The organism is Burkholderia sp. 22PA0106 (genome assembly GCF_047497155.1).
Taxonomy (GTDB): domain Bacteria; phylum Pseudomonadota; class Gammaproteobacteria; order Burkholderiales; family Burkholderiaceae; genus Burkholderia.
This window is the reverse complement of sequence record NZ_CP163162.1, coordinates 3,081,683-3,105,205: the sequence shown is the minus strand read 5'-3', so window position 1 is coordinate 3,105,205 and position 23,523 is coordinate 3,081,683. Positions and strand designations below refer to the sequence as shown.

The 23,523-nt window shown below is 68.6% G+C and carries 24 protein-coding genes; 10 read left to right on the top strand and 14 right to left on the bottom strand.

The features are described 5' to 3' along the window. Nucleotides 1-21: 21 nt before the first annotated feature. From AB4850_RS13400 to AB4850_RS13390, 3 genes are all read left to right on the top strand, one after another. Nucleotides 22-1,104, top strand: a complete 1,083-nt coding sequence (locus tag AB4850_RS13400) for an ABC transporter permease (RefSeq protein ID WP_414440295.1) — start codon at nucleotides 22-24, stop codon at nucleotides 1,102-1,104. 25 nt (nucleotides 1,105-1,129) lie between these two features. Further along, the gene (locus tag AB4850_RS13395) at nucleotides 1,130-2,608 is read left to right on the top strand and encodes an FGGY family carbohydrate kinase (protein WP_414440294.1); all 1,479 of its coding nucleotides are present in this window, start codon (nucleotides 1,130-1,132) and stop codon (nucleotides 2,606-2,608) included. 80 nt (nucleotides 2,609-2,688) lie between these two features. Further along, a complete protein-coding gene (locus AB4850_RS13390; protein WP_414440293.1) occupies nucleotides 2,689-3,483 on the top strand; it encodes a glucose 1-dehydrogenase in 795 nt (264 codons plus the stop codon). Nucleotides 3,484-3,536: 53 nt separating this feature from the next. Here AB4850_RS13390 and AB4850_RS13385 read toward each other — a convergent pair whose 3' ends face one another. The 6 genes from AB4850_RS13385 to lepB form a co-directional block, all read right to left on the bottom strand. After that, entirely contained in the window at nucleotides 3,537-4,376 is an 840-nt protein-coding gene (locus AB4850_RS13385) for a heavy metal-binding domain-containing protein (RefSeq protein ID WP_414440292.1), read from the bottom strand. 23 nt (nucleotides 4,377-4,399) lie between these two features. After that, the gene (locus AB4850_RS13380) at nucleotides 4,400-5,329 is read right to left on the bottom strand and encodes a heavy metal-binding domain-containing protein (protein WP_414440291.1); all 930 of its coding nucleotides are present in this window, start codon (nucleotides 5,327-5,329) and stop codon (nucleotides 4,400-4,402) included. Between the two features lie 36 nt (nucleotides 5,330-5,365). Beyond that, nucleotides 5,366-5,782, bottom strand: coding sequence for a hypothetical protein (locus AB4850_RS13375; RefSeq protein WP_414440290.1), 417 nt, complete (start codon nucleotides 5,780-5,782; stop codon nucleotides 5,366-5,368). A gap of 1 nt (nucleotide 5,783) precedes the next feature. Further along, a complete protein-coding gene (locus tag AB4850_RS13370) occupies nucleotides 5,784-7,070 on the bottom strand; it encodes a toxic anion resistance protein (protein ID WP_414440289.1) in 1,287 nt (428 codons plus the stop codon). Nucleotides 7,071-7,362: 292 nt separating this feature from the next. Next, a complete protein-coding gene (locus AB4850_RS13365) occupies nucleotides 7,363-7,998 on the bottom strand; it encodes a hypothetical protein (RefSeq protein ID WP_414440288.1) in 636 nt (211 codons plus the stop codon). A gap of 84 nt (nucleotides 7,999-8,082) precedes the next feature. Then, entirely contained in the window at nucleotides 8,083-8,769 is a 687-nt protein-coding gene (gene lepB, locus AB4850_RS13360) for a signal peptidase I (protein ID WP_414440287.1), read from the bottom strand. Nucleotides 8,770-8,985: 216 nt separating this feature from the next. Between lepB and fae the strand changes: the two genes are divergently transcribed. From fae to AB4850_RS13340, 4 genes are all read left to right on the top strand, one after another. After that, nucleotides 8,986-9,510, top strand: coding sequence for a formaldehyde-activating enzyme (gene fae, locus AB4850_RS13355; protein WP_414440286.1), 525 nt, complete (start codon nucleotides 8,986-8,988; stop codon nucleotides 9,508-9,510). An 80-nt stretch (nucleotides 9,511-9,590) separates the two neighbouring features. Next, on the top strand, nucleotides 9,591-10,637 hold the full coding sequence (locus AB4850_RS13350) for an aldo/keto reductase (RefSeq protein ID WP_414440285.1): 1,047 nt from the start codon (nucleotides 9,591-9,593) through the stop codon (nucleotides 10,635-10,637). Nucleotides 10,638-10,669: 32 nt separating this feature from the next. Continuing rightward, nucleotides 10,670-12,118 (top strand): NAD-dependent succinate-semialdehyde dehydrogenase, encoded by a 1,449-nt coding sequence (locus AB4850_RS13345; protein WP_414440284.1) that lies wholly within the window; start codon nucleotides 10,670-10,672, stop codon nucleotides 12,116-12,118. Between the two features lie 127 nt (nucleotides 12,119-12,245). Then, the gene (locus tag AB4850_RS13340; protein WP_414442023.1) at nucleotides 12,246-13,595 is read left to right on the top strand and encodes an MFS transporter; all 1,350 of its coding nucleotides are present in this window, start codon (nucleotides 12,246-12,248) and stop codon (nucleotides 13,593-13,595) included. A gap of 108 nt (nucleotides 13,596-13,703) precedes the next feature. Here AB4850_RS13340 and AB4850_RS13335 read toward each other — a convergent pair whose 3' ends face one another. Beyond that, nucleotides 13,704-14,579 carry a LysR substrate-binding domain-containing protein gene (locus AB4850_RS13335; protein ID WP_414440283.1) on the bottom strand — a complete coding sequence of 292 codons (876 nt, stop codon included), beginning with the start codon at nucleotides 14,577-14,579 and terminating at the stop codon, nucleotides 13,704-13,706. Between the two features lie 156 nt (nucleotides 14,580-14,735). Next, nucleotides 14,736-15,632 carry a LysR family transcriptional regulator gene (locus AB4850_RS13330; RefSeq protein ID WP_414440282.1) on the bottom strand — a complete coding sequence of 299 codons (897 nt, stop codon included), beginning with the start codon at nucleotides 15,630-15,632 and terminating at the stop codon, nucleotides 14,736-14,738. Nucleotides 15,633-15,772: 140 nt separating this feature from the next. Between AB4850_RS13330 and AB4850_RS13325 the strand changes: the two genes are divergently transcribed. Further along, a complete protein-coding gene (locus tag AB4850_RS13325) occupies nucleotides 15,773-16,525 on the top strand; it encodes an SDR family oxidoreductase (protein ID WP_414440281.1) in 753 nt (250 codons plus the stop codon). A gap of 24 nt (nucleotides 16,526-16,549) precedes the next feature. On the opposite strand, the gene AB4850_RS13320 is transcribed toward AB4850_RS13325, so the two are convergent. Together AB4850_RS13320 and AB4850_RS13315 are read right to left on the bottom strand one after the other, a co-directional pair. Beyond that, entirely contained in the window at nucleotides 16,550-17,191 is a 642-nt protein-coding gene (locus AB4850_RS13320) for an isochorismatase family protein (RefSeq protein ID WP_414440280.1), read from the bottom strand. Nucleotides 17,192-17,286: 95 nt separating this feature from the next. Then, the gene (locus AB4850_RS13315; protein WP_414440279.1) at nucleotides 17,287-18,309 is read right to left on the bottom strand and encodes a GlxA family transcriptional regulator; all 1,023 of its coding nucleotides are present in this window, start codon (nucleotides 18,307-18,309) and stop codon (nucleotides 17,287-17,289) included. Nucleotides 18,310-18,476: 167 nt separating this feature from the next. Between AB4850_RS13315 and AB4850_RS13310 the strand changes: the two genes are divergently transcribed. Further along, complete coding sequence (locus tag AB4850_RS13310) at nucleotides 18,477-18,785, top strand: DUF1272 domain-containing protein (RefSeq protein ID WP_414440278.1); 309 nt, start codon at nucleotides 18,477-18,479, stop codon at nucleotides 18,783-18,785. A 72-nt stretch (nucleotides 18,786-18,857) separates the two neighbouring features. Continuing rightward, nucleotides 18,858-19,916, top strand: a complete 1,059-nt coding sequence (locus AB4850_RS13305) for an alpha/beta fold hydrolase (protein ID WP_414440277.1) — start codon at nucleotides 18,858-18,860, stop codon at nucleotides 19,914-19,916. A 73-nt stretch (nucleotides 19,917-19,989) separates the two neighbouring features. On the opposite strand, the gene AB4850_RS13300 is transcribed toward AB4850_RS13305, so the two are convergent. The 4 genes from AB4850_RS13300 to AB4850_RS13285 form a co-directional block, all read right to left on the bottom strand. After that, the gene (locus tag AB4850_RS13300) at nucleotides 19,990-20,211 is read right to left on the bottom strand and encodes a hypothetical protein (RefSeq protein ID WP_414440276.1); all 222 of its coding nucleotides are present in this window, start codon (nucleotides 20,209-20,211) and stop codon (nucleotides 19,990-19,992) included. A gap of 79 nt (nucleotides 20,212-20,290) precedes the next feature. Further along, nucleotides 20,291-21,442 carry a DUF1501 domain-containing protein gene (locus AB4850_RS13295; protein ID WP_414440275.1) on the bottom strand — a complete coding sequence of 384 codons (1,152 nt, stop codon included), beginning with the start codon at nucleotides 21,440-21,442 and terminating at the stop codon, nucleotides 20,291-20,293. A gap of 2 nt (nucleotides 21,443-21,444) precedes the next feature. Next, nucleotides 21,445-22,932 (bottom strand): DUF1800 domain-containing protein, encoded by a 1,488-nt coding sequence (locus AB4850_RS13290; RefSeq protein ID WP_414440274.1) that lies wholly within the window; start codon nucleotides 22,930-22,932, stop codon nucleotides 21,445-21,447. Nucleotides 22,933-23,167: 235 nt separating this feature from the next. After that, entirely contained in the window at nucleotides 23,168-23,497 is a 330-nt protein-coding gene (locus AB4850_RS13285) for an H-NS family nucleoid-associated regulatory protein (protein ID WP_414440273.1), read from the bottom strand. Between the last annotated feature and the right edge of the window lie 26 nt (nucleotides 23,498-23,523).

Genomic DNA, 23,523 nt, shown 5'->3' with positions numbered 1-23,523 from the left:
CGAGGCAACGAGGCAGACATCATGAATTCTTCCGACAGCAGCAACGCGCCGCTGCACCCCGTCCACCCCACGCCGAACCGGCAGGGCGCCTACACGGCCGCGCGCATCGCGGTGGGCCTGCTCAAGCTGCGCATCTTCATCGCGCTGTTCGCGATCGTCATCGTGTTCGCGTTCACGGCCGACAATTTCCTGTCCACCAGCAACCTGCTGATCATGGCCAAGCACGTCACGATCGTCGCGATCCTGTCGATCGGCATGACGCTGGTGATCCTGACGGGCGGCATCGATCTGTCGGTCGGCTCGATCGTCGGCATCAGCGGCATGGCGGCCGGCTACCTGCTGCTCGAAGGCGTGCACGTGGGCCATCACGTGGTGTTCTTCACGCCGTTCGGGGTGGCCGTGATCGCCTGCGTGCTCGGCGCGCTGATCGGCGCGGTGAACGGCTACCTGATCACCGCGCTGAACGTGGCGCCGTTCATCGCCACGCTCGGCATGTTGTACGTGGTGCGCGGCGCGGCGCTGCTGGTCAACAACGGCAGCACGTTCGCCGACCTCGAAGGCAACCCGGCGCTCGGCAACACCGGCTTCGAATTCATCGGCAACGGCACCATCATGGGCTTGTCCACGCCGGTGTGGATCATGGTGTTGTTGGCTGTCCTGACCATTTTCATCGCGCGCAAGACGCCGCTCGGCCGGCGCATCTACGCGATCGGCGGCAACGAGCAGGCCGCGAAGTTCTCGGGCATCCGCACCCATCGCGTCAAGCTGTTCGTCTACATGTTCTCGGGCTTCTGCGCGGCGATCGTCGGCCTGGTGATCACGGCGCAGTTGCAGACCGCGCACCCGCTGACCGGCCAGACCTACGAACTGAACGCGATCGCGGCCGTGGTGCTCGGCGGCACGGCGCTGATGGGCGGGCGCGGCACCGTGTTCGGCTCGGTGGTGGGCGCGTGCGTGATCAGCATCCTCGGCGACGGCATGGTGATGTGCGGCATCAGCGATTTCTGGCAGATGGTGATCAAGGGCCTCGTGATCATCTTCGCGGTGGTGGTGGACCAGCTCCAGCAGCGCCTGCAATCGCGCATGGTTTCCCTGACGGCCTGAGCCACGCACGCGGAGCGGATCATCCATGCAAACCATACTGGCGATCGACCAGGGCACCAGCGGCACCAAGGCGCTGATCTTCGACGCGCACGGCCAGGTGCATGCGCGCGGCTTCGCGGCCGTGCCGTGCACGCATCCGCGCACCGGCTTCGTCGAGCAGGACCCCGAAGCATTGTACGGCTCGGTGCTGACGGCGGTGGCGCAGTGCCTGGCAGCCTACCGTGAACAGGGCGGCGATGTGAACGGCATCGCCGGCATCGGCATCTCGAACCAGCGCGAAACCGTGGTGCTGTGGGACGAAGCGGGGCGGCCGCTGGTGCCGGCCGTGTCGTGGCAATGCCAGCGCTCGCTGCCGATCTGCGAGCGGCTCAAGCGCGATGGCCTGGAGCCGTTGATCCTCGAGCGCACCGGGCTGCTGATCGACCCGTATTTCTCGGGCAGCAAGCTCATCTGGCTCAACGAGAACGAGCCGCGCGTGCGCGAGCGCATCGCGCGCGGCGAGGCGTATTTCGGCACCGTCGATAGCTGGCTGCTGTATCGCCTCACGCGCGGCGCATCGTATTGCACCGATTACACCAACGCATCGCGCACGCTGCTGTTCGATCTGGCCGCGCTCGAATGGGATCGCGAACTGGTCGAGCGCTTCGGGCTGAACGGCCTGAAGCTGCCCGAGCCGCGCCCGTCGGCCTCACCGTTCGGCGCGACCGATTTCGACGGCCTGCTGGCGCGGGCCGTGCCGATCGTCGCGATGATCGGCGATTCGCATGCAGCGGCGGTGGGCGAGGGCTGCCTGATGCCGGGCGTGGCGAAGGCCACGATGGGCACCGGCTCGTCGATCCTGATGAACGTCGGTGCCGCGCCGCAGGCGCCCGCGCACGGGCTGGTCTCCACGTTGTGCTTCGCGGCCGGCGAGCGGGTGGATTACGCGCTCGAAGGCATCGTGATCAGCGCCGGTTCCACGCCGGCCTTCCTCAAGGAAAAGCTGAACCTGTTCGACGATTTCGCCGCTGCCGAACGCGCGTTCACCGAGCACGACAACGGCGGCGTGTACGTGATCCCGGCATTCTCGGGGATCGGCTGCCCGCACTGGAAATACCCGGGCGGCGCGCAAATCGTCGGCCTCAATTTCTCGACCTCATGGCAGCAGGTGGCGCGCGCGGCCTACGAATCGATCATCTATCAGATCAAGGACGTGATCACGGTGATGGAGCAGGCGGCCGGCGTGCCCCTGAGCGAGTTGAACCTCGACGGCGGGCTGGTGCAGCGGCCGTTCCTGCTGCAGACGCTCGCCGACACGCTGAACCGGCCCGTCAGCACGCTGGTGCTCAGCGAGATCTCCGCCTCGGGCGCGGCCGCGCTGGCGGCGCTGGAGGCCGGCCTGATCGGCTCGCTGGAAGCATGGCGCGCGCAGCGCGTGATCGCACGGCGCGTCGAGCCGGGCGCGGGCGTGGAGGTGGCGGCGCGCAACCACGCGCAGTGGCTGCGCTGGATCGAGCGTCTGTGAGACGTGTGTAAAGCGTCGGCGCGATGGCTTTGAAGCGGCATCGAATCAATCCCGGTTGGACGTATTCAGGAGAACGCAAGGTGGCGAATGAAGCAAAGCGGTTCGTGAACAAGGTGGCGGTGGTGACGGGCGGCAGCCGTGGCATTGGCCTGGGCATTGCCGAGCGTTTCGCGCAGGAAGGCGCGAAGGTGTGCGTGTCGGCCAACGAGAAGAGCGTGCACGACGCGGCCGCGCGGCTGCGCGAGATGGGCTGCGACGCGATCGCCGTGGAAGCGGACGTGACCAGCAAGGCCGACGTGGTCGCGCTGTACGACGAGGTGGCCGCCAAGCTCGGCGAGGTGGATATCTCGGTGCAGAACGCCGGCGTGATCACCATCGCGAAGCTGCCCGACCTGACCGAAGCCGAGTGGGACAAGGTGATGGCCGTGAACACCAAGGGCGTGTTCCTGTGCTGCCAGGAAGCGGCCACGCGCATGCTGCGCGCGGGCAAGGGCGGCCGGCTGATCAACACCGCGTCGGGGCAGGCGCGGCAGGGCTTCGTCTACACGCCGCACTACGCGGCCAGCAAGTTCGGGGTACTGGGCATCACGCAAAGCCTGGCCAAGGAACTGGCGCCCACCGGCATCACCGTCAACGCGTTCTGCCCGGGCATCATCACCACCGACATGTGGGCCTACAACGACGAGGCCTGGGGCAAGCTGCTCGGCGACTACAAGCCGGGCGAACTGATGGCGGAGTGGGTGGACAACATCCCGATGAAGCGCGCCGGCAAGGGCAGCGACGTGGCCGGGCTGGTGGCGTTCCTGGCGTCGGAGGACGCCGGCTACATCACCGGGCAGACCATCAACGTGGACGGCGGCATGTTCATGTCGTGAGCACCGGCCGCGCGCGCCGGGTCGACCGGCGTGCGCGGTGTGCGGGTGCCGCGTCAGTCGTTGACCGACAGCACGAACGTCGGCGCCGGAATGTCTTTCGCCTCGATCTCGGTATTGAGCGGCGTGACCGCCGTGCCGATCGCGAAGAACTCGATCACGTGGCTTTCCCAGCGATACGATTTCTCGTGGATCATGGTGCCGATCACGCCCTCGGCCTTGGCCGTCTGCGCCTCCACCTGCATGCGCTCGATCGCCAGTTCGCGCGCGCTGTAAATGGCCTGCGTGAATTCCTCCAGCTCGACGTTGCGCCCGGCCTGCCCCCAGGCCTTGAGCAGGCCGCGATGCGCGACGTGATACACGCAACTGCCCATCACGAGTTCGATCGGCCGGTAGCCGGCGTTGAGCAGCGTGTAGAAATCCTGACCCGACAGATCCGACGTGAACGGCCCGCCGTCGTGCGCACGAAAGCCCTCGCGCTCGTGGTGATGCACCACGCCCGTGCCGATCGCCACGAATTCGAGGATGTTCGCGTCCCACTCCACGTGCTTGATCTCGAGCCGCACGCCCACGATGCCGTGCGCGCCCATCTCGCGCGCTTCCTCGCGCATGCGCGACATCGCCAGCTCGCGCGCGTGGTACATCGCCTGCGACAACACTTCGAGTTCCTGATTTTTATTCCACGCGCCGTACTGGATGCCGACGTGATAAATGCTGCTGCCCACGCACAGGCCGATCGGCTCGAAGCCGGCCTTGCGTACCAGCAGAAATTCGTTGACGGACAGATCCGACGTGAAGACGGCGCTGGGATGCGCCTTGCTGCGCAACCCCTGCAGGCGCTCGCGCGCGGTGGCGGGAAGCTGCGGGGTGGCTTGCTGCGTGGTCGTGTCGCTCATTCCGGTCTCTCGCTGGGAAGGATTCAGAGGCTGTTGTCGTAGGCGCGGTGATGTTCACCCGTGCTGCGCAGGTTGTCGGGCCGCTCGCTGAGGTCGAGCACGAACTCGACCGGGTGCGGAAACGGCGTGCTGTCCTCGCAATCGACCACGGTGCCGATCACGATGTGCCGGCCGAGCAGGCGGCCCAGGCCTTCTTCCGCTTCGTAGAACAACTGGCCGAAGTGCAGCGGCGCGAGCACGCCGTTGCCCTGGCGGCCCGCGTCCACCCGCAGGTCGGTGTGCGCGCGGCGGCGCAGGCGTTCCCAGAACTGGGCGGTTTTATTGAGCGGGCGGTTGCCGCTCCAGGTGTCGCCGGGCTGCGCGTCGAGCGGCGTGGTGCTCCACGCGAAATGCGCGCCCACGGCGATCCCCACCGGCACGATGCCGGCTTCGAGCAACTGGATGAATTCGAGCGCGGGCACGGTCGAGACGATCGGTTGCCGGCTCGGCGGCATGCCCTCGATGCGCACGGCGGTGCCGATCAGCGAGTAATCCATGCTGTCGCCGGCTTCCAGATCGAGGCTGACCATGCGCGTGTCGATCACGGCGTTCGCGCCGAGCGCGGCCGCTTCGGCGCGCAGGCGGTCGAGCGCGCGGTGCCAGCCCTGCGCGTGCCCTTCCGTCCACGAATAGCCGTAGTGCATCCAGCAGGTGGCCGCGATCGGCGCGATCATCCGCAGCCCGTGGCTGCGCGCCAGCGACAGTTCCGCGACGCTCAGCGTGGAGACCCACGGCAGCGCGCCGCGCTTCGAATCGGCGAGCCGCTGGCGCACCAGGTACGGCACCTCGTCCTCGTCGAAGAACGGGCCGTCCGGCAAGGCGCGAGGCAGCGGCGCACGGGATGACGTCGGCGGCGTGCCGGTGGTGGCCGTAGCCGGCCCCGTGCCGCCGAACAGCGATTTCAACCAGCCCATCGAGCGCTCCTCGAAGTGGTGAGAATGGCTTGGAAATCAGAGCCCGGCCAGCAGCTCGGAGATGGTGCGCGCGTGATCGGTGCTGGCGTGCACCTGCGCCATCATGGCCTGCATCCATGCGCCGGGCGCGAGGCTGCGCGTCGACAGCACCACGCCGCGCACCTTCTTCTCGACCTCGGTGCTCAGGTGGTGGCCGTCGTTCATTCGCATGACGAAGGTTTCGGTATCGAACGTGATCGAGATGCCGACCACGTGCTCGGTCTTGCGCAGCAGGCCGCGCCGCACCGTATGCACCTGCGCGTGATGCGGCAGCGCCTGCGAGACGATGGCGACGAAGCGCTCGAAGAAGCTCGCGCGATCGGCCTGCGCATGACGCAGCCACGCGGTATCCAGATCGAAGTTGGCGAGCGGGGCGGTGTCGCCCGCGCTCATGACGCGTTCGGCATCGCTCATTTCAGCGCTCCAGCGGGCGGGCCAGTGCGTCGGCCTGTACGCCGCTCATGCCGGCCACGAGCTGGTTGCGCACCGCGATCAGCTTCTGTTCGCGCTCGCGATCCTGCGCCTGCACCTGCTGCTCGATCGCCAGCACTTCCTTCATGGTTTCGACCGACTGCGCGGCCGCGGCGGCCAGCGCCTCGATGTTGCGCGGGTCGCCGCCGAGGCTGCGCGCCGCTTCCACCGCCGCTTCGTGGCTGCCCTGCACGGCCAGCGCGGTGATCTGGCGCGCGGCGTCGTCGAGCTTTTCGCTTTCCTCGCCGGCGCGGCGCGTGTCCGCCTGCACCACGGCTTGCGCGGCCACCGCCATCAGGCGCGGGATGGTCACCATGATGCCGGTGCCGAGCTTGCTGGCGCGAGTTTCGGCGGCCTTGCGGTTCGACGCGATCAGCGGGATCAGGCTGGCGGCCGAGATCATCGCCTCGCGCAGATCGGCGATGCGGCCACGGAAGTTCGCGAGCGTGTTGCGGTAATCCATCGCGATGGCCGCGTCGCCGGCCGTGCGCGTGCGCAGCGCGGCCTGGCGCAAGGCTTCGGCCTCGTCCACGCCGCGATCGAGCGCGATCTGCATGGCCGCGATCGACAGCGACAGTTCGGACACGCCGTGACGCACCGCCTGCGATTGCTGGTCGAGCTGCTGGATCGTGACCATCAGGTCGCCCTGGATGCGGCGCGCCCGCGCGACCTCGTCGTCCATCAGCGCGAGGAACGCCTTGCGGTTTTCCTGGAACGATTTCACCGCGCCGTGCGCTACCTTGCCGATGCGGCCGAGGCGCGCCAGCAGGCCGGTGGCCTTCGGCGCGGCGTCGTGCGCTTCCTGCTGCAATTCCTCGATCCGCAGGATCTTGATGCCGTCGATCACGGCCGCCGCGATGCGGCCGATTTCGCCGGCCTCGCCGACCGTTGTTTCGGACAGCAAACGACGCGACGAGGCCGCGAGCGGCTGCAAGGCCTGATCGACGAAGCGCAGCGTGGAGGTGGTGTCGTCGAAGCGGATCTGGCTCGCGCGTTCGCGGGCCAGCGCCTGCTGCTCGGGCGACAGCGAGGCGAGATCGACGAGCCGCGCCTCGGGCGCCATCGGCGCGAGCATCTCGGGCGGCACCAGCGCGGGCAATGAAGGCTCGGGCTGCGGGGCCGCCGGATCGGGCATGGCCGGCGTGTCGCTGGCGGGATTGAGATAGGCCGACAGATCCATCGGCGCGTTGCTTGAATCGGCCGAACTCGGCTTGGACACAGGATCGCTCATACCGGTACTCGTCGAAGAGTCAGGGGAAGCTGGGGGAAATCAGATGTGCCGCGATGCAGACGGAGTCAGCGGGAGGGCAGGGGAAGGTCTCTCGAATCTTTCATTTTTTACCAATTCAGCCACATGGGATCGGAATTGCGTAGCGATTTATATCACCAAACAATAGCCGTTGTGTGGAAGTCCTGATTGGTTTTTTGCAGTGCGGCAACGCGTGTGCCGCACTGTGAGAAATTCGCTTTCGAATCGCCGATTCGATTATTTCGGATGGCTGACGATGTTGGAAAGGCGGGCTTTAGTGCTTCGGCCGCCAGGCGTCGAACGACACCGGCTTGTTGCGGTCCGCGCGCGTGACGGTGGCGTGGTCCGGCAGCAGCGCCTCGGCATTCGGGCTGGGGTCGGGGTTCATCTCGCTGTTGTGAACGATTTCCTGATGGAACAGCCACGTGCGCCGCGCCGGATCGTAATGGAACGTGATGTTGTCGCTCCAGTGGTTCGGCCCGGCGGCCACGCCGTTCTGCACCGAGAAATAGCGGTTCTTGATCGCGAGGCCGTTGGTGTCGAGATCGAGATACGGGTCGCCGGAAATGCCGCCGTCGTCCGCCTTCATCACCACGCTGTCATTGCGCGCGGCCAGCGTGTAGGTGCCGTCGGCATTCTGCGTGATCACGAGCAGCGGCCGCACCGACGCCTGCTGCTGCGTGTCCGGCTCGCGATGCACCACCACCAGATAATCCTTGCGCCCCGCATCGGTCAGCGCGCCGGCCAGGTGGTCGAGCACCGTGTAGCCGGCCGGGATCAGCTTCTGCACGGCAGCGGGCAAGGGCGGGTTGCCGTCGCAGCGCGAGGGTGCCGCGCCGCAGGCCGCGAACGCGGCGGGGGCGCTGCTCAACAGTGCGATGGCGGCGATGGAACGTATTGGCGTGCGCATGAACGGGACGCGAAAAGGAAAACGGCGCGGCGATTCAGCCGCGCGGGTCGGACTTCGAGTTGGATTTCAACCCAGGCTTGAAATTCACCCCAGCGGCGCATCCAGCTTGCGCCCGAAGCGATCGAGCCTCGGCAGATAGTCGCGCTCCGGATCGAGCGAGAACGCCACGCGGCGCGCGCGGCCCATGATCTCGTCGCGCGGGAAGAAGCCGAAGTAGCGCGAATCGGCGCTGTTGTCGCGATTGTCGCCGAGCATCAGGTATTGGCCGGGCGGCACCACGATCGGTGCGAACGAATCGCGCGGGCTCGGCGCGTCGGGCGAGAGCCGCACCGTGTGCGCGGGGCCGCCGATCTTCTCGGCCAGGTATTCGCCGGGCGAGCCGGCATCGCTGCGCAGCAGGTTCGCGCCCACCGGCCGGTAGCTCGCGGGCTTGCCGTTGATGATCAGCACGTTGTCGCGCATCGCGATGGTGTCGCCGGGCAGGCCGATCAGGCGCTTGACGAGCAGCTCGTGCGCGGCGGCCGAATCGATCGTGACGATGTCGCCGCGCTGCGGGTCGTGCAGGTGCGCGAGGCGGATATGCGTGAACGGCACGCGCACGTCGTAGGCGAGCTTGTCGACCAGGATGCGGTCGCCGATCCGGATGGTCGGCAGCATCGAGCCGCTCGGCACCACGTTCCAGTCGGCCACCGCGCTGCGGAAAACCACCATCAACAGCAGGAAGGCGATGAATCCCTTGTTGGCTTTCCAAAGCCTGACAATCATGCGCATGGTCGTGTGAGCCGCCGGCGCGGCGCGGGTTTGATGTAGCCGGACTATACCCGAAGCCGGTTTGCGAGCGCGTCCCGCCGCCATCGTTGTGCGGCCATCGGTAGTCCCCCGGATATGACGCCGGCTCATAGCCGCCGATCAGGAAACATCGCTTCATGCACGGCGAGGGCGCTGCCGATAATCGGCGCACTTCAAACTGATCGACGAGACACCGCAATGACCGCACCCTCCCGCAAGTCGCTCTATATCGGCGAAGGCTTCGAAGGCCCCGGCGTGAACCTGGCGCACATCAACGTGCTGATCGGCCCGCGCGAAGGCCCGGCCGGCCAGGCGTTCTCGACCGCGCTGGCGACGCCGTCGGCGGGCCATGCACCGTTCGTCGTGATCGCGCAGCCGGGCGTGCCGACCAAGCCGCTCACGCTCTATGTGAACAAGGCGCAGATCGGCAGCGATTTCCACGGCAACGCCACCTGGGGCGCGTCGCAGGCCGGCATCGCCAAGGCCGTGGCCGAGGCGCTGGAGCAGGGCACGCTGCCGCCCGAAGCCGAAAACGACTGGGTGGTGGTGACGGCGAACTGGGTGAACCCGCAAACCGACAACCTCGACGCCGTGTTCGAGAACAACTACCGCGCCTGCCGCAACGCGATCGTCGCGGCGATGGAAGGCCTGCCGAACCGCGACACGGTGTTCGCCGCCGCACGCGCCGTGTCGAACCCGTTCTACACGCCGAAGCAGGGCTGAACGCGCGCCCCGTTCCTACGCATCCCTTATCAAGACGACAGACAGCACGCGGCCGACCCGAGCCGCCCCCTGGAGGAAACATGGAATACGTCCGCCTCGGCCAGTCCGGCCTGAAGGTCTCCCGCCTGTGCCTCGGCACCATGAACATGGGCACGCCGCAATGGAAGCCGTGGATTTTCGACGAGGCGCAAAGCGAGCCGATCGTGCGCCGCGCGCTGGATGCCGGCGTCAATTTCATCGACTTGGCCGATTTCTACTCGACCGGCGTGGGCGAGGAAGTGGTGGGCCGCATCCTGAAGCGCACGGCGCGCCGCGAGGAAATCGTGGTGACCACCAAGGTGGGCTACGACATGGGCGCCTATCCGAACGCGGGCGGCCATTCGCGCAAGCACATCTTCGACGGCATCGACGGCTCGCTCAAGCGCCTCGACATGGATTACCTCGATATCTACATGCTGCATTTCTTCGACGTGAACACGCCCGTCGAGGAAACCATGAGCGCGATGAACGACATCGTGCGCGCGGGCAAGGCGCGCTATATCGGCGTGTCGACCATGTACACGTGGCAGTTCGCGAAGATCATGCAGGCGTGCGAGCGCAATGGCTGGGCCAAGCCGATCAACATGCAGTTGCAACTGAACCTCGCCTACCGCGAGGAAGAGCGCGAGATGGTGCCGTATTGCCAGGACCAGGGCGTGGGCGTGTCGGTGTTCAGCCCGCTCGCGCGCGGCCTGCTGACTTGCGACGCGCAATCCACGCGCAACCAGACCGATTTCTTCACAGCGCAAATGTACGGCGACCCGGCCTCGCTGGCCGTGGCGCAATCGGTGGCCGCCGTGGCGCGCCGCCGCGGCGTCGCGCCGGCGCAGGTCGCACAGGCCTGGGTGCTGGGCCGCCCGGGCGTGTCGAGCATGCTGGTGGGCGCCGATTCGGTGGCGCAGTTCGACAGCGCGCTGGCCGCGCTCGATACCCGGCTCGATGCCGAGGAACTGTACGAGCTGGAGCGCAACTACACGCCGTGCGACCTGATCAACGACTACACGGCGGGCCGCCGCATCGCGCGCGAATCGCGCCCGGCGCAGGGCGAATTCGCCGGCGATTTCTCGTCGGTGCCGGAAGCCGCCTGAGGCACACCGCCCATTCATAAGGAATCAGAACGATGAGCGAATTTCTGAAGCGCGGCCATTACATTGGCGGCGAATGGCATGAAGCGGCGCCGGGCGAGGCCACCTACGCGGTGCTGAACCCCGCCACCGGCGAGACCATCGTGCAGGTGGCGCGCGGCGGCGAGGCCGAAACGCGGCAGGCGATCGCCGCCGCCGAACGCGCGTGGCCCGCCTGGCGCGCGCTGACCGCCAAGGAGCGTGGCGCGCGCGTCAAGCGCTGGGGCGAGTTGATGCTGCAACACCGCGACGCGCTGGCCGAGCTGCTCACGCGCGAGCAGGGCAAGCCGTTGGCCGAGGCGAAGGGCGAGGTGGGCTACGCCGCCAGCTTCTTCGAATGGTTCGCCGAGGAAGCGAAGCGCATGTACGGCGACGTGATCCCGAGCCCGAAGCCGAACTCGCAGATCATCGTGACCAAGGAGCCGGTGGGCGTGGTGGCCGCCATCACGCCGTGGAATTTCCCGCTCGCGATGATCACCCGCAAGGCCGGCCCCGCACTGGCGGCCGGCTGCACGATGGTGCTGAAGCCGTCGGAGGAAACGCCGCTGTCGGCGTTCGCGCTGGCGGTGCTGGCCGAGCGCGCCGGCATCCCTGCCGGGGTGTTCAACGTGGTGTCGGGCGACGCGGTGGCGATCGGCGGCGCGTTGACGGCCTCGCCGGTGGTGCGCAAGCTGTCGTTTACCGGCTCGACGCGGGTCGGCAAGTTGCTCGCGCAACAATCGGCCGATACGCTCAAGAAGCTTTCGCTGGAGCTGGGCGGCAATGCGCCGTTCATCGTGTTCGACGACGCCGATCTCGATGCCGCCGTGGAAGGCGCGATGGCGTCGAAGTTCCGCAACACCGGGCAGACCTGCGTGTGCGTGAACCGCTTCCTGGTGCAGGACGGCGTGTACGACGCGTTCACCGCCAGGCTGGCCGACGCGGTGCGCAAGCTGCGGGTGGGCAACGCGCTGGCGGGCGAGGTCGATCAAGGCCCGCTGATCAACGCCGCCGCGCTCGACAAGGTCGAGCGCCACGTGGCCGACGCCACCGGCCACGGCGCGCGGGCGTTGACGGGCGGCCGCCGCCACGCGCTCGGCGGCACGTTCTACGAGCCCACGGTGCTGGCCGACGTGGCCGCCGACGCGCTGATCGCCGAGGAGGAAACTTTCGGCCCGGTGGCGGCCTGCTTCCGGTTCGCTACGGAAGACGAAGCGATCGCCGCGGCCAACGACACGCCGTTCGGGTTGTCGGCGTATTTCTACACGCGCGACCTGGGCCGCGCCTGGCGCGTGTCGGCCGCGCTCGAAAGCGGCATGGTCGGCATCAACGACGGGATCATCTCGACCGAGGTGGCGCCGTTCGGCGGCGTCAAGCAATCGGGCCTCGGCCGCGAGGGCTCGAAATACGGCATGGATGAATACGTCGAATTGAAATATCTGATGATGGCCGGACTCGGCCGATGAACCGCCGGCGGGCGGCCGTGCCTTCGGGCGCGGCCGCCCGTTCCGCATCGAGCGGGCGGGGCAGGCAGCACACAACCACAACAATGTCGGAGGCAGCTTGAATCAACTCAATGTGCAAACGGGCGCGGTGCCCGGCGCGGCGCCGCTGGCGCGCGCCGCCGCCACGCCGCAGCGGGAAGTGCGGCTCGACGACGTGCCGCTCAACGGCTTCCACATCAAGATCGCCGGGCTCACGTTCGGCGCGCATTTCACCGAAGGCTACACGCTCGGCACCATCGGCTACGCGCTCGCCGCGCTCGGCAAGCAGATGCCGCTCGATGCGTTCTGGATGGGCGTGATCGGCAGCTCGGCGCTGATCGGCATCTTCCTGGGCAGTTTGATTTTCGGCTGGCTGTCCGACCGCATGGGCCGCCAGAAGATCTTCCTGACCAGCTTCGTGATCATCGTGCTGGCGTCGGCCGCGCAATTCTTCGTGACCTCGCCGGCCGAGCTCGCGCTGCTGCGCATCGTGATCGGTATCGGCATGGGCGGCGATTTCACCGTGGGCCACGCGATCCTCGCCGAATTCTCGCCGCGCAAGCATCGCGGCGCGCTGCTCGGCTCGTTCAGCGTGATCTGGACGGTGGGCTACGTGGTGGCCAACGTGCTCGGCCTTTACTACGGCAACGCCTCGCCCGACGCGTGGCGCTGGCTGCTGGCCTCGGCGGCGCTGCCGGCGTTCGTGGTGCTGATCGCCCGGCTCGGCACGCCCGAATCGCCGCGCTGGCTGCTCGGCAAGGGCCGCGCCGGCGAGGCGCGCGCGATCGTCGCCAAGCATTTCGGCGCGCACGTCGTGCTCGACGGCAGCGACGCGCCGCACGCCAGCCAGGGTTACGCGCGGCTGTTCCGCCCGGACATGATCCGCCGCACGCTGTTCAACTGCGCGTTCTTCGTCTGCCTGGTGATTCCGTATTTCGCGATCTACACGTTCCTGCCGACCATCCTGAAGGCGATCGGCCTGTCCGAAGGCTTCGGCGCGGATCTGCTGCTGAACGGCTTCCTGGTGCTCGGCGCGGTGATCGGCATCTGGCTGACGATCAAGATGTCGCGGCGCGGTTTCCTGATCGGCTCGTTCGCCGTGTGCTGCGCATCGCTGGTGGCGCTGGCCGTGCTGCCGCATTCGGCGGCGTTGTGGATGATCGTGGCGTTCGGCGTGTTCACGCTGACCATGTCGGCGTTCAGCAACCTGGTGGGGGTATTTCCGCCCGAGTGCTTCCCGACCGAGGTGCGCGCCTGCGGCGTGGGCCTGGCGATCGCGTGCAGCCGGCTCGGCTCGGCGATCGGCACGTTCCTGCTGCCGGTGGGCATCGCGACGCTCGGCTTTCACGTGACGATGTTCGCGCTGGCCGGCGTGCTGCTGGTGGGCATGATCGTGTCGATCGCGTGGGCGCCCGAAACCAAGCACCTGACGCTCGACGAGGCGTCGGGCAGCCACTGAGTGGGCGTGACGGAACCGTTCAGGTCTCCGTAGCGTTCAAGCCGACGAACCCGCGCGGCGGATGCGAATCCGCCGCGCGGGTTTCGTGCGTGCGCTCGCAACGCAGGTTCAGCGATGCAACGCCGCCTGCGTGCGCAGCCACGCGATGAACGCCACCACCAGCTCGTCGCCGAGCCGTGCCGGCGCGATGTCGAGCCAATAGCCGAACGGCCCGATCGCCTCCACCGGCGAGAGCGGCACGAGGCTGCCTTCGGCCAGTTCCTCCTCGATCATGCCGAGATCGACCACCGCCAGCCCCGCGCCCTTGCGCGCGGCGTGGATCGCCTGTTCGAGCGTCGAGAACTCGATGCCGTCGCCGATGCGCGCGAGCGGCACGCCGGCCTTGGCGCACCAGTCGGCCCACAGCGTCAGGCGCTTGCCTTCGTGCAGCACGTGCAGCGAGGGCACCTTGCCGAACAGCGCATCGAGCGGTGTGCCCGCATAGCGCGGCGCGCCCACCAGCGCGTGACGCTCCAGCATCAGGCGTTCCGATTGCAGGTCGGCGCGCGCGGCGCGGCCGAAGCGGATATGGCAGTGGCAATCGTCGGTGGGTTCGGTGCGGATCGACAGATCGACTTCGGGCAGCGCTTCGGACAACGTACCGAGGCGTGGCGAGAACCACTGGGTGGCGAACGTCGGCGGCAGCGAGACGGTCAGCCGGCGCTTGCGGCCCGGCTGCACGGCGGTGATTTCGAGGATGCCGCGCTCGATGGTGTCGAACGCCTGCTCGATGAACGGCAACAGCAGCAAGCCGGCCGCGCTCAGTTTGACGCCCTTGTGATCGCGCTCGAACAACTGCGCGCCGATGCTTTCCTCGAGCAGGCGAATCTGCCGGCTCACGGCGCCCTGGGTCACGCACAGGGAGGCCGCGGCGCGGTTGAAGCTCAGGTGATGTGCGGTCTCCTCGAAAAAACGCAACGCTATCAGCGAAGGCATCCGCCGCATGATTCTTTCCTTTCTGTCGTCTCGCTGCCAGCGCGTCCGGACGAGGTTCGCTCCGGAATTCACGGGCTGGCCGGCAGCTTTATGGCAGAAAAGCGTCGCGCGCGGCAGGCGGTGTTAACCCGAGGGCTGCGGCGAAGGGCGGGGCGGCGTGCAGGCTCAGGTGCCCGCGACGTTCAGCGCCGGGATTCGGGCGAACGTTTCGGCGATGAAATCCATGAACACGATCGCGCGTTTGGGCAGCAAACGGTTGGCCGCGTAGAGGATCTGGATCGGCACCAGCGGCGCTTCGTGGCCGCGCAGCACGCGCTTGAGCTTGCCGCGCGCCAGGCCTTCCTCGAACAGCCAGGCCGGCCCGTGCGCGATGCCGATGCCGGCCAGCACCGCTTCCTGCGCGGCTTGCGGCGAGTTGACCCGCAGCCGGCCGGTCACCGTTATTTCGGCATCCCGAAAGTGCCAGGTGCTGCCCGAGGCCAGCAGCGTGTAGACGATGCAATCGTGCTCGCTCAAGCCGGCCGGGTCGCGCGGCGTGCCGTGCTTGCGCAGGTAGGCGGGGCTGGCCACGCAGACTCGCTCGAACAGGCCGATGCGGCGCGCCCGCAACGCGCTGTCTTCGAGATGGCCGATGCGGATCGCCAGCTCGGCGCCTTCGTCGACGAGGTTCACGTAACGATCGCCGATCTGCAGGTCGAGCGACAGCGCCGGATAGCGCGCGAGGAACGCGCCGACCTGCGGCATCACGAACGCGTGCGCCAGCGCGGTGGGGCAGGCCACCCGCAGCAAGCCGGCCGGCGCGGTCTCGTCGCGCAGCGACGATTCCGATTCGGCTACCGCATCGAGAATGCGGCGCGCCTCGGCGTAATAGCGCTCGCCCTCGGGCGTCAGCGCCAGCCGGCGCGTGGTGCGCGACAGCAGGCGGGTTTGCAGGTGATCCTCCAGCGCGGCCACGTGGCGGCTCACGTTCGGCTGGCCGAGGCCCAGGTCGCGTGCGGCCGCCGAGAAGCTGCCCGTTTCCACGGCGCGTGCGAAGCAGGTCATCAACAGGAAACGGTCCATGGGCTGCGCCTCTCCATTCATGCAATCGAAGCATGGATTATATGCAGTGAGGCCGTCTTATCGTGATTCGAGCATGAGTCCATGCTTCGGTTTCGGCCCGGCGCATCCGCTGCCGGGCGCTCACGATCAGGAGTCGCACCATGTCCCGTCTGCAAGGCAAACGCACGCTCATCACCGGCGGCACCACCGGCATCGGCCTGACGACCGCGAAGCGGTTTCTCGCCGAAGGCGCGCGCGTCGTCATCACCGGCACCGATCCCGACCGCCTTGCCGAGGCCCGCGCGCAACTCGGCGGCGAAGTGCTCGCGCTGTGCGCCGATTCGGCCGATGTGGCCGCGCAACGCCAGCTCGCCGAAACGCTGAAGGCGCATTACGGCCAGCTCGACGTGGCGTTTCTCAATGCCGGGGTATCGGTGTGGCAGCCGCTCGATGCGTGGACGCCGGCGCAGTTCGACGCGTCGTTCGCCATCAACGTGCGCGGGCCGTATTTTCTGATGCAGGCGCTGCTGCCGGTGTTCGCGAAGCCGGCCTCGGTGGTGCTCAACACGTCGATCAATGCGCATGTGGGCGCGCCGAATTCGTCGGTGTACGCCGCCACCAAGGCCGCGCTGCTTAACTTGTCGAAGACGCTGTCGAGCGAACTGCTGGAGCGCGGCGTGCGCGTCAATGCGGTCAGCCCGGGGCCGGTGGATACGCCGCTGTACGACAAGCTCGGGATTCCCGAGGCGTATCGCGCGCAGGTCGATCAGCAGATCGTCGGCTCGATTCCGGCCGGGCGCTTCGGCATGCCCGAGGAAGTGGCGCAGGCGGTGGTGTATCTGGCCGCCGACGAATCGGCGTGGACGCTCGGCACGGAGATCGTGGTGGACGGCGGCCGGATGCTCAACGGCTGAGGGTGGCCGTTGAGGTCAGTGCGCTCAATGATTCGGAAACCCGATCATGGCCGCCCGCGTCAGCGTGGTGTTCTTGCTGACGCCGGCCGGCGCGTTGGCGAGCACCCACGCGGCCGACAGTTCTCCGAACGATTCCTTGCTCGACATGCCGTCGGTGGGCACGATCACCTGGAAGCCGCGCAACGCCGCCTCGCTCGCCGTGTACAGCACCGCGCCGTGCGCCACCGTGCCGGTGATGATCACGGTGCGAATCCCGCGGGCCTTCAGCGCCGCTTCGAGATCGGTGTTGAGGAACTTGTCGACGCCGGAGCGCACGACCGTTTCGTCGCCCTTGGCTGCGATCACCGGCGGCACGCCCGCGAGCGAGCCGGTGCTGGTCAGGCTGTAGACCGTCATCAGCTTCGCCGCGCGCGCCTCGGTCAACAGCCTGGCGACGGCCGGCAGCGAGGCGACGCAATCGGGGCGCTCCTGGGCGTTGCAGGTGCTGACGTCGAAATCGAGCAGCAGCAGCGCGGTGTGGGCGGGGTCGGTCACGCTCACGGGCTTGAGCACGGGGGGCGCGGGCGTGGCGATCGTGCTCCAGGATTCGATGACGTCGGCGCGGGCCAGGCCGCACAGCGGCAGCGTGAGCGCGAGGGCACAGAGGGTGTGACGAAGGCGAGGCATGGGCATCTCCGGGAAAGCCGCATGTAAGGCGCGGCGGCGGCTGTTCGAGCCTGCCGCCCTGCGCCGGGCCGGACGATTCTACCGGCCGGCCCGTGTCACTGCAGCGGCAATGCGTGTGGCTTGCGAACGGCGTTGGCTCGCCATTGCGAGGGCGGCAGCGCTTCCTCCTGCCGCCATGCGCTGCGAAACGCCTGCACGCTGCCGAAGCCGCACAGCTCGGCGATGCGCTCGACCGGCGCATCGCCGCCCTTCAGCAAGCTGCGCGCGAGCGCGATCCGCAGTTGCTGCTGATATTGCTTGAGCGTCATGCCGCACTCCTGAAGAAACATTCGCGCGAGATGGCGGTAGCTGACCGCGAAGCGGGCGGCCAGTTCGTCGTAGGGCAGCGTGCAATCGGGGCGATCGCTCAGGAAATCCTGCACGGCGTGCACCAGCGCGTTGCCGTGATCGCGATGGCGTAGCGGCGGGTCGAGCGCCGGATCGCGGCTCATGCGGCGGAACGGCACCACGTTCTCGCGCGCCACGCGCACGGCCACGGCGGCCCCGAAGTGCCGCGCGATCAGATGCAGCGCCAGATCGATGCCGGCCGACACGCCCGCCGACGTGCAGACGTGGCCAGCATCCACCAGCATCCGGTTCGGCAGCACGCGTGCGAGCGGATGGCGCTGCTGGAGGCGGTCGAGATGGTGATGATGGGTGGTGCACGGCCGATGGTCGAGCAGGCCCGCCGCGCCCAGCAGGAACGCGCCGGTGCAGACGCTGGCCAGCGCGACCTCGCCGAGCCGGGGCTGCACCTCGGCGCGCAGCCAGTCGACGATCTGCCGCTGGGCCGGCGTGGGCGCCGCCTCGAACGCGAACTTCGCGCCGATCACCACCACCAGATCGCCGCGCCGCAGGCGCGCGGGCAGCGGATGGATCGCGGTCAGCGCGAGCCCCTGGTAACTCTTCAACTCGCTGTGCGGCCCGATGCAACGCAGTTCCACTGGCGCGATGCCCAGCTCCGGCAGCGTGCCGAACACCTGCAACGGGCCGGCCAGATCGAGGATATGGACGCGCGGCGGCAGCACCAGGAAGATGCGCGACAAGCCGGCGTGATTCGGGAGCGATGCCTTTTGCATGACGGATGACGAGCCAGGGAAACGATGCCGGCATGGTGGCATCTTTTTTTCCATGCCGGTCAGGTTTCGGGCTGTTTCGGTGCTGGCCGATTCGTTAGGATGGCGCATCGCCGTGGCTGTTGCGCAGCCGGCAAACCGTTCACTCCATTCGATCGAGGCAGCCCGCCATGCTTGAAATCCGCCCCAGTTGCGAGCACTGCAACGTCGCACTCGCGCCCGATTCGCGCGACGCCCGCATCTGCAGTTACGAATGCACGTTCTGCGTGTCGTGCGTCGATCAGGTGCTGCACAACGTCTGTCCGAATTGTGGCGGTGGCTTCGAGAAGCGGCCGGTGCGGCCGGCGAGGGACTGGAAGGGCGGCAACTTCCTCGGCAACGATCCGGCGAGCGGCACGGTCAAGCACCGGCCGGTCGATCCGGCCGCGCATGCGCGCTTCAGCGCGGCGATTCGGGCGGTTGCGCCGGAGGATCGTTAACGCGATCGGCTTCCGTTACCATGGCGGCGCGGCGCTGCCACCAGCGGCCGCTCACTAACAAAAAGGAGAGCCATGAGAACGGGGAAGCTGCTGGGGAGAGGGGCCGCCGTGCTGTCGATCGCACTGCTCGCGGGCTGCGCGTCGACGGTCCGGAATTACGGCCTCGACGATCATTTTTCGCCGGGCGAGGCCAGCACGGGATCGCAATCCACGCCGGAGCAGTGCGCGGCCACCACCGACGCGGTCTGGGTGGAAGGGCCCGAGTTCGGCGAATGCATTCGCTATTTCCCGTCGAGCGCGTTCGCGAGCGGCCGGGTGGCGCGCGCGATCGTGTTCATGGATGGCGATGTGCTGTCGCTGCGCGGCGCGTCGGCGAACTACGGCAAGTGGACGCCGCGCCGCGTGCTGGAAGCCGCGCAACAGGAGCAGCAGCGCGGCGGCACGCCGTACCTGTCGCTCGCCCGCCCGGGCGTGGACGGCAGCAGCGGCAATCAGAACCGCCGGCGCACGCGCTACGAAACCGAGGTGGTGAACGCCGCGCTGGATCGCATCAAGGCGCGCTACGGCATCGCCGAGTTCGGGCTGGTGGGGCAGTCGGGTGGCGGCGGGCTGGTGGCTTCGCTGATCGCCGAGCGGCGCGATGTGCGCTGCGCGGTGTCGTCGTCGGGCGTGACCGCGGTGGTGTACCGGGCCCGCGCGGCCGGACGGTCGAGCGACTGGACAGGCACGCCGCTATCGGGGGTCTGGGATCCGATCGACCAGTTGTCGCGCGTGCATCCGATGCCGGGCTTCCGGATGTTCGTGACCACGGATGGTTCGGACACCGATGTGGATGCCGGCTCGCAGGTCCACTACGTGGAGGCCGCGAAGGCGGCCGGCCTGCCGGTCGAGCAATTGATGGTGCACGGCACCGGCAGCTCGCATCACCAGACCTACCGGATCGGCAACCGTATCGTGGAGGATTGCATGCTGGGGCTGCCGACCGCCGGGATCGTGCGTACCTACAGCGGCCTGGACAACGGCTATGCGCAGATGGACGCGCTGGCCGCACGCGCTCGTGCGCTGGCGGCCGGCCAACCGGCGCAGACGGCCGCCGGGCCGGCCGATCGCGACGCGCGCGTGGCGCGCTGACCGAACCGGCCGGCAGCGGGCGGCAGCGGGCGATAGCGGCCGGCATCGCGCCGCCCGCTGCCGTGCCGCGACGTCAGTAAGCGGCCACCCAGTGCCCCGGAATCCACGCCCAATGGTTGCCTTCCCAACGGTAATGCCCCTTCACCCAGTGATAGCCCGGCGCGGGTGCCACCGGCACCACCTCGACCACCGGAGCGGGGCGCGGCGGCCGCGCCGGGGCGACCACGCAGGCGGAAAGCAGCGCCGCGCAGGCGCAGGCGGCCAGGGCGGCGCGCGATGTCGATCGGTTGTTCATGTGTTGTCCTCCCAAGGACTGTTATCGATGTCGTGGTGAAAATGCCGGCGTTCCGGCCGGCGCGGCGGCGGGTTGTGCGTCAGGCGCGCACGAGGCCCGTCATCGGTTGTCGCGACGCGGCGCGGTCGAACAGCGTCGCGCCGGTGCGTTGCGGATCGAGCCGCAACGTTTCGGCCGCCGCGCCCGCGATCAGCGCGTCGAGCGAGGCGGTGGGCTTGAGGTCGCGCCCTTCGTACAGATCGGCGCTGCGCAGGCCGGGCCAATCGGCGATCACGCGCCCGCCCTGCACGGCGCCGCCCAGCAGCATCGCGACCGAGCCCTGGCCGTGATCGGTGCCGCCCGTGCCGTTGGCGGCGGCGGTGCGGCCGAACTCGGTGGCGACCACCACGGTGGTGTCGTTCCACACCGGCCCGAGGCCGTCGCGCAGCGAGGCCAGCATCGCGTCCAGGCCCTTCAGCACGTTCGACAGCCGCGCGTTCTGCGCGCTGTGCGTATCCCATCCGCCGGTTTCGATCATCGCGATGCGCGGGCCGTCGTCGCGCGCGAGGAAGCTCGCGGCCAGCTTGCCGACGCTGGCCGGGTCCTGCCGCGCGCCGGCGTCGTGAGCCAGGCCGCGCGCTTCCATCGCCGAGGCCCACAGCGGCCCGAGCTGCGCGTCGCGTTCGTAGAGCGCCGAGACCCGCGTGAGCAGATCGTCGGGCGCGCCGGGCAGGCCCGACGGCGCGTACGAGGTCACGCGCGCCGCGCCGCGCAGCGCGGCCGGCACGGTGGGCGCGAGCGCGATGGCGTTCTCGCGCGTGGCTGGCAGCATCGCCACGAGGCGGTTGAGCCAGCCGTCCTTGACCTGATACGGCGCGAGGCCGCCCGTCTCCAGCACGTTCTGGCCGTCGAAATGCGAGCGGTCGCGATAGGGCGAGGCGATCGCGTGCACGAACAGCGCCTGGCCGTCCTGGTACATGCGCGCGGTTTGCGCGAGCGACGGATGCAGCGCGAAGGTGCCGTTCAGATGCGTCGATCTGGACGGATCGACCGCCAGTTCGCCGCGCAGCCGCGCGTAATCGGGATCGGCGTACGGCGACAGGATCGTGAGGCCGTCGGCCGCGCCGCGCTGGATCACGAACACGAAGCGGCGCTCGGTGGCCACGCTGGCGAACGCGATGTGCGGCGCGACCAGCAGGGCGCCGGCGCTGGCGGCGAGGGTGCCGAGGAATCGGCGACGTGAACCGGGCATGGTTATCTCCGCTGGAAATCGGGCGAGACGAGCAGCAGCGCGAGCGCGGTGGTGGTGCTTTCGGCGCGCGATACCGCGGTGGAGGTGGCGTCGCCGAGCGTGCCGGCGAACAGGGTGGTGCCGAGCGCGCGCGGATCGACGCGGTCGCCGGTGCGCGCCGCGAGCCGCTGCGCGACCTCGACGCGCCGCACCAGCGCGTCGGGCGCGGCCCAACTGGCGGCGATGTCGTCGTAGCCGGCCGGCGAGCCGGGCCGCCAGACGGGCTGGCCCAGTTGCGTCAGCAACGGTGCGGCCTTCAGGTTGCCGAGCGAGGTCCAGCCGAGCCCGCGCAGCGACGAGACGGTCCAGTCCCACGGCGTCTTGAACTTGGCATGCGTGCTCGACCACGCCTCGGGCGATTCGACCAGCGTGCGATAGACGGTCGGCAGATCGCCGCCGCTCTGCTCGAAGGCGCGCGCGATGCGCTCGGTCAGCGCCGGCGGCGGATCGTCGGCCACGAAGTGGCGCGCCAACTGGAACGCGAGATGGCGGCCGGTGGCCGGCGCGCGGGCGAGATCCTGCAGGACGGCGCGCGCCTGGGCTTCGCCATCCTGATCGTAGCGGCGCCCCAGAACGGTGCGCACGCCCGGCTCGTGCAGCGCGGGGCGGAACACGAATGCGCCGGGCGGCGCGTCGTTCGGCTGCGGGCCGCGAACGCCGGCCACGCTCCAGCCGGTCAGCGCGCGCGCGAATTCGGTCACGTCGGCCTGGGTGTAGCCGCTGCGTGCGCCGAGCGTGTGCAGCTCCATGATCTCGCGCGCGAGGTTTTCATTGAGGCCGCGCTTGCGGGCCGGGTCGCGCGCTTCGGCGCGCAGGGCGGCGCGGCTGTCGGGGCCGACCGAGCGCGTCTGATCGAGGAACAACTGCATGGCCGGGTGCTGTTCGGCGGCCACCAGCATGTCCTCGAAGCGGCCGAGCACGTGCGGGCGGATCGCTTCCAGTTCGAACGCGCCGGCCAGCCCGGCCACCTGGCCCTTGTCCACCGACACCGCGAAATGGTTGGCCCAGAAGTGCACGAGCCGCTCGACGAACGGCGCGGGCGTGACCAGCGCGCTCGCGACGCGCGCATCGACGGCGTCGCGATAGACGCCGACGCTCTCCTTGCGGATCGCCTGGTTGACGGCCTGCCGCGCGGCCTGCGCGGGATTGGCCGGTGCCGATGCGGCGGCCGAGGGCGTGGACGCCGTTGCCGGCAGGGGCGCGGGCAGCGGCTGCGAGGCCTGCGTTTGACCGGCTTCGGCGCGCAAGTCGCGTCGTTCGTCGCCGAACCGCGTTGCCAGCGCCACCGCGCCGGGCTGGTCGGCCCACGCGGCCGGGCGCGGCTCGTAGCGCGCGAACTGATCGAGCAGCCAGGCTTTCGGGTCGGGCGGCGCGCTGTCGTCGGCGCGGGCGCCGAGGCCGAAGCGGTTCAGCGCGATCGCCGCCGCCTGGGTGCGGGACGGAACGTTCATACGGAGTCCTGCCGGCGTGGAAGATAAGCGTTACACGGCGCAGGCGCGGGAATCCGTCGCGTGAGGCGAAAAAATTTCGGGGAAGCGGAGTTGGGAACAGGCGGGGGAAGCGGGTGATGCGGGAGAGGTGGAGGAAGCCGGAGAAGCCGGAGAACGCGAAAGAAAGCCGAAAAAAGTGCGAAATCGCGCCGCCAGGTTCAACCGGCGCACAAGGCGTGCGCCGGACCGCGAAACCTTATTCCTCGCCCGGCCACCACGGCTTCGGGGCGCGATCGATCAGGTAATCGTCCGGTTCCTTGCCCTGCAGCCACTTCGGGCGCGGGCCGCGGCCGGACCAGGATTGGCCCGAGGACGGATCGTAGTACTTCGCGGGGGTGGCCTTGCGCGGCTTGAGCGTCTGGCGGAAGCCGGCCGCGCGCAGCAGCTCGTCTTCGGTAATGCCGAATTCCTGCACTTGATCCTGCAGCGTCGCGAGCAGGGCGCGTTTGCCGTCCGCCTTCGCGTCCGCGATCTGGCGGTCGAGTTCGCGCAGTTGTTCTTCGAGAACGTTGAGGTTATTGCTCATTGTGGGTCGGCGGGGCGATAGGTGGG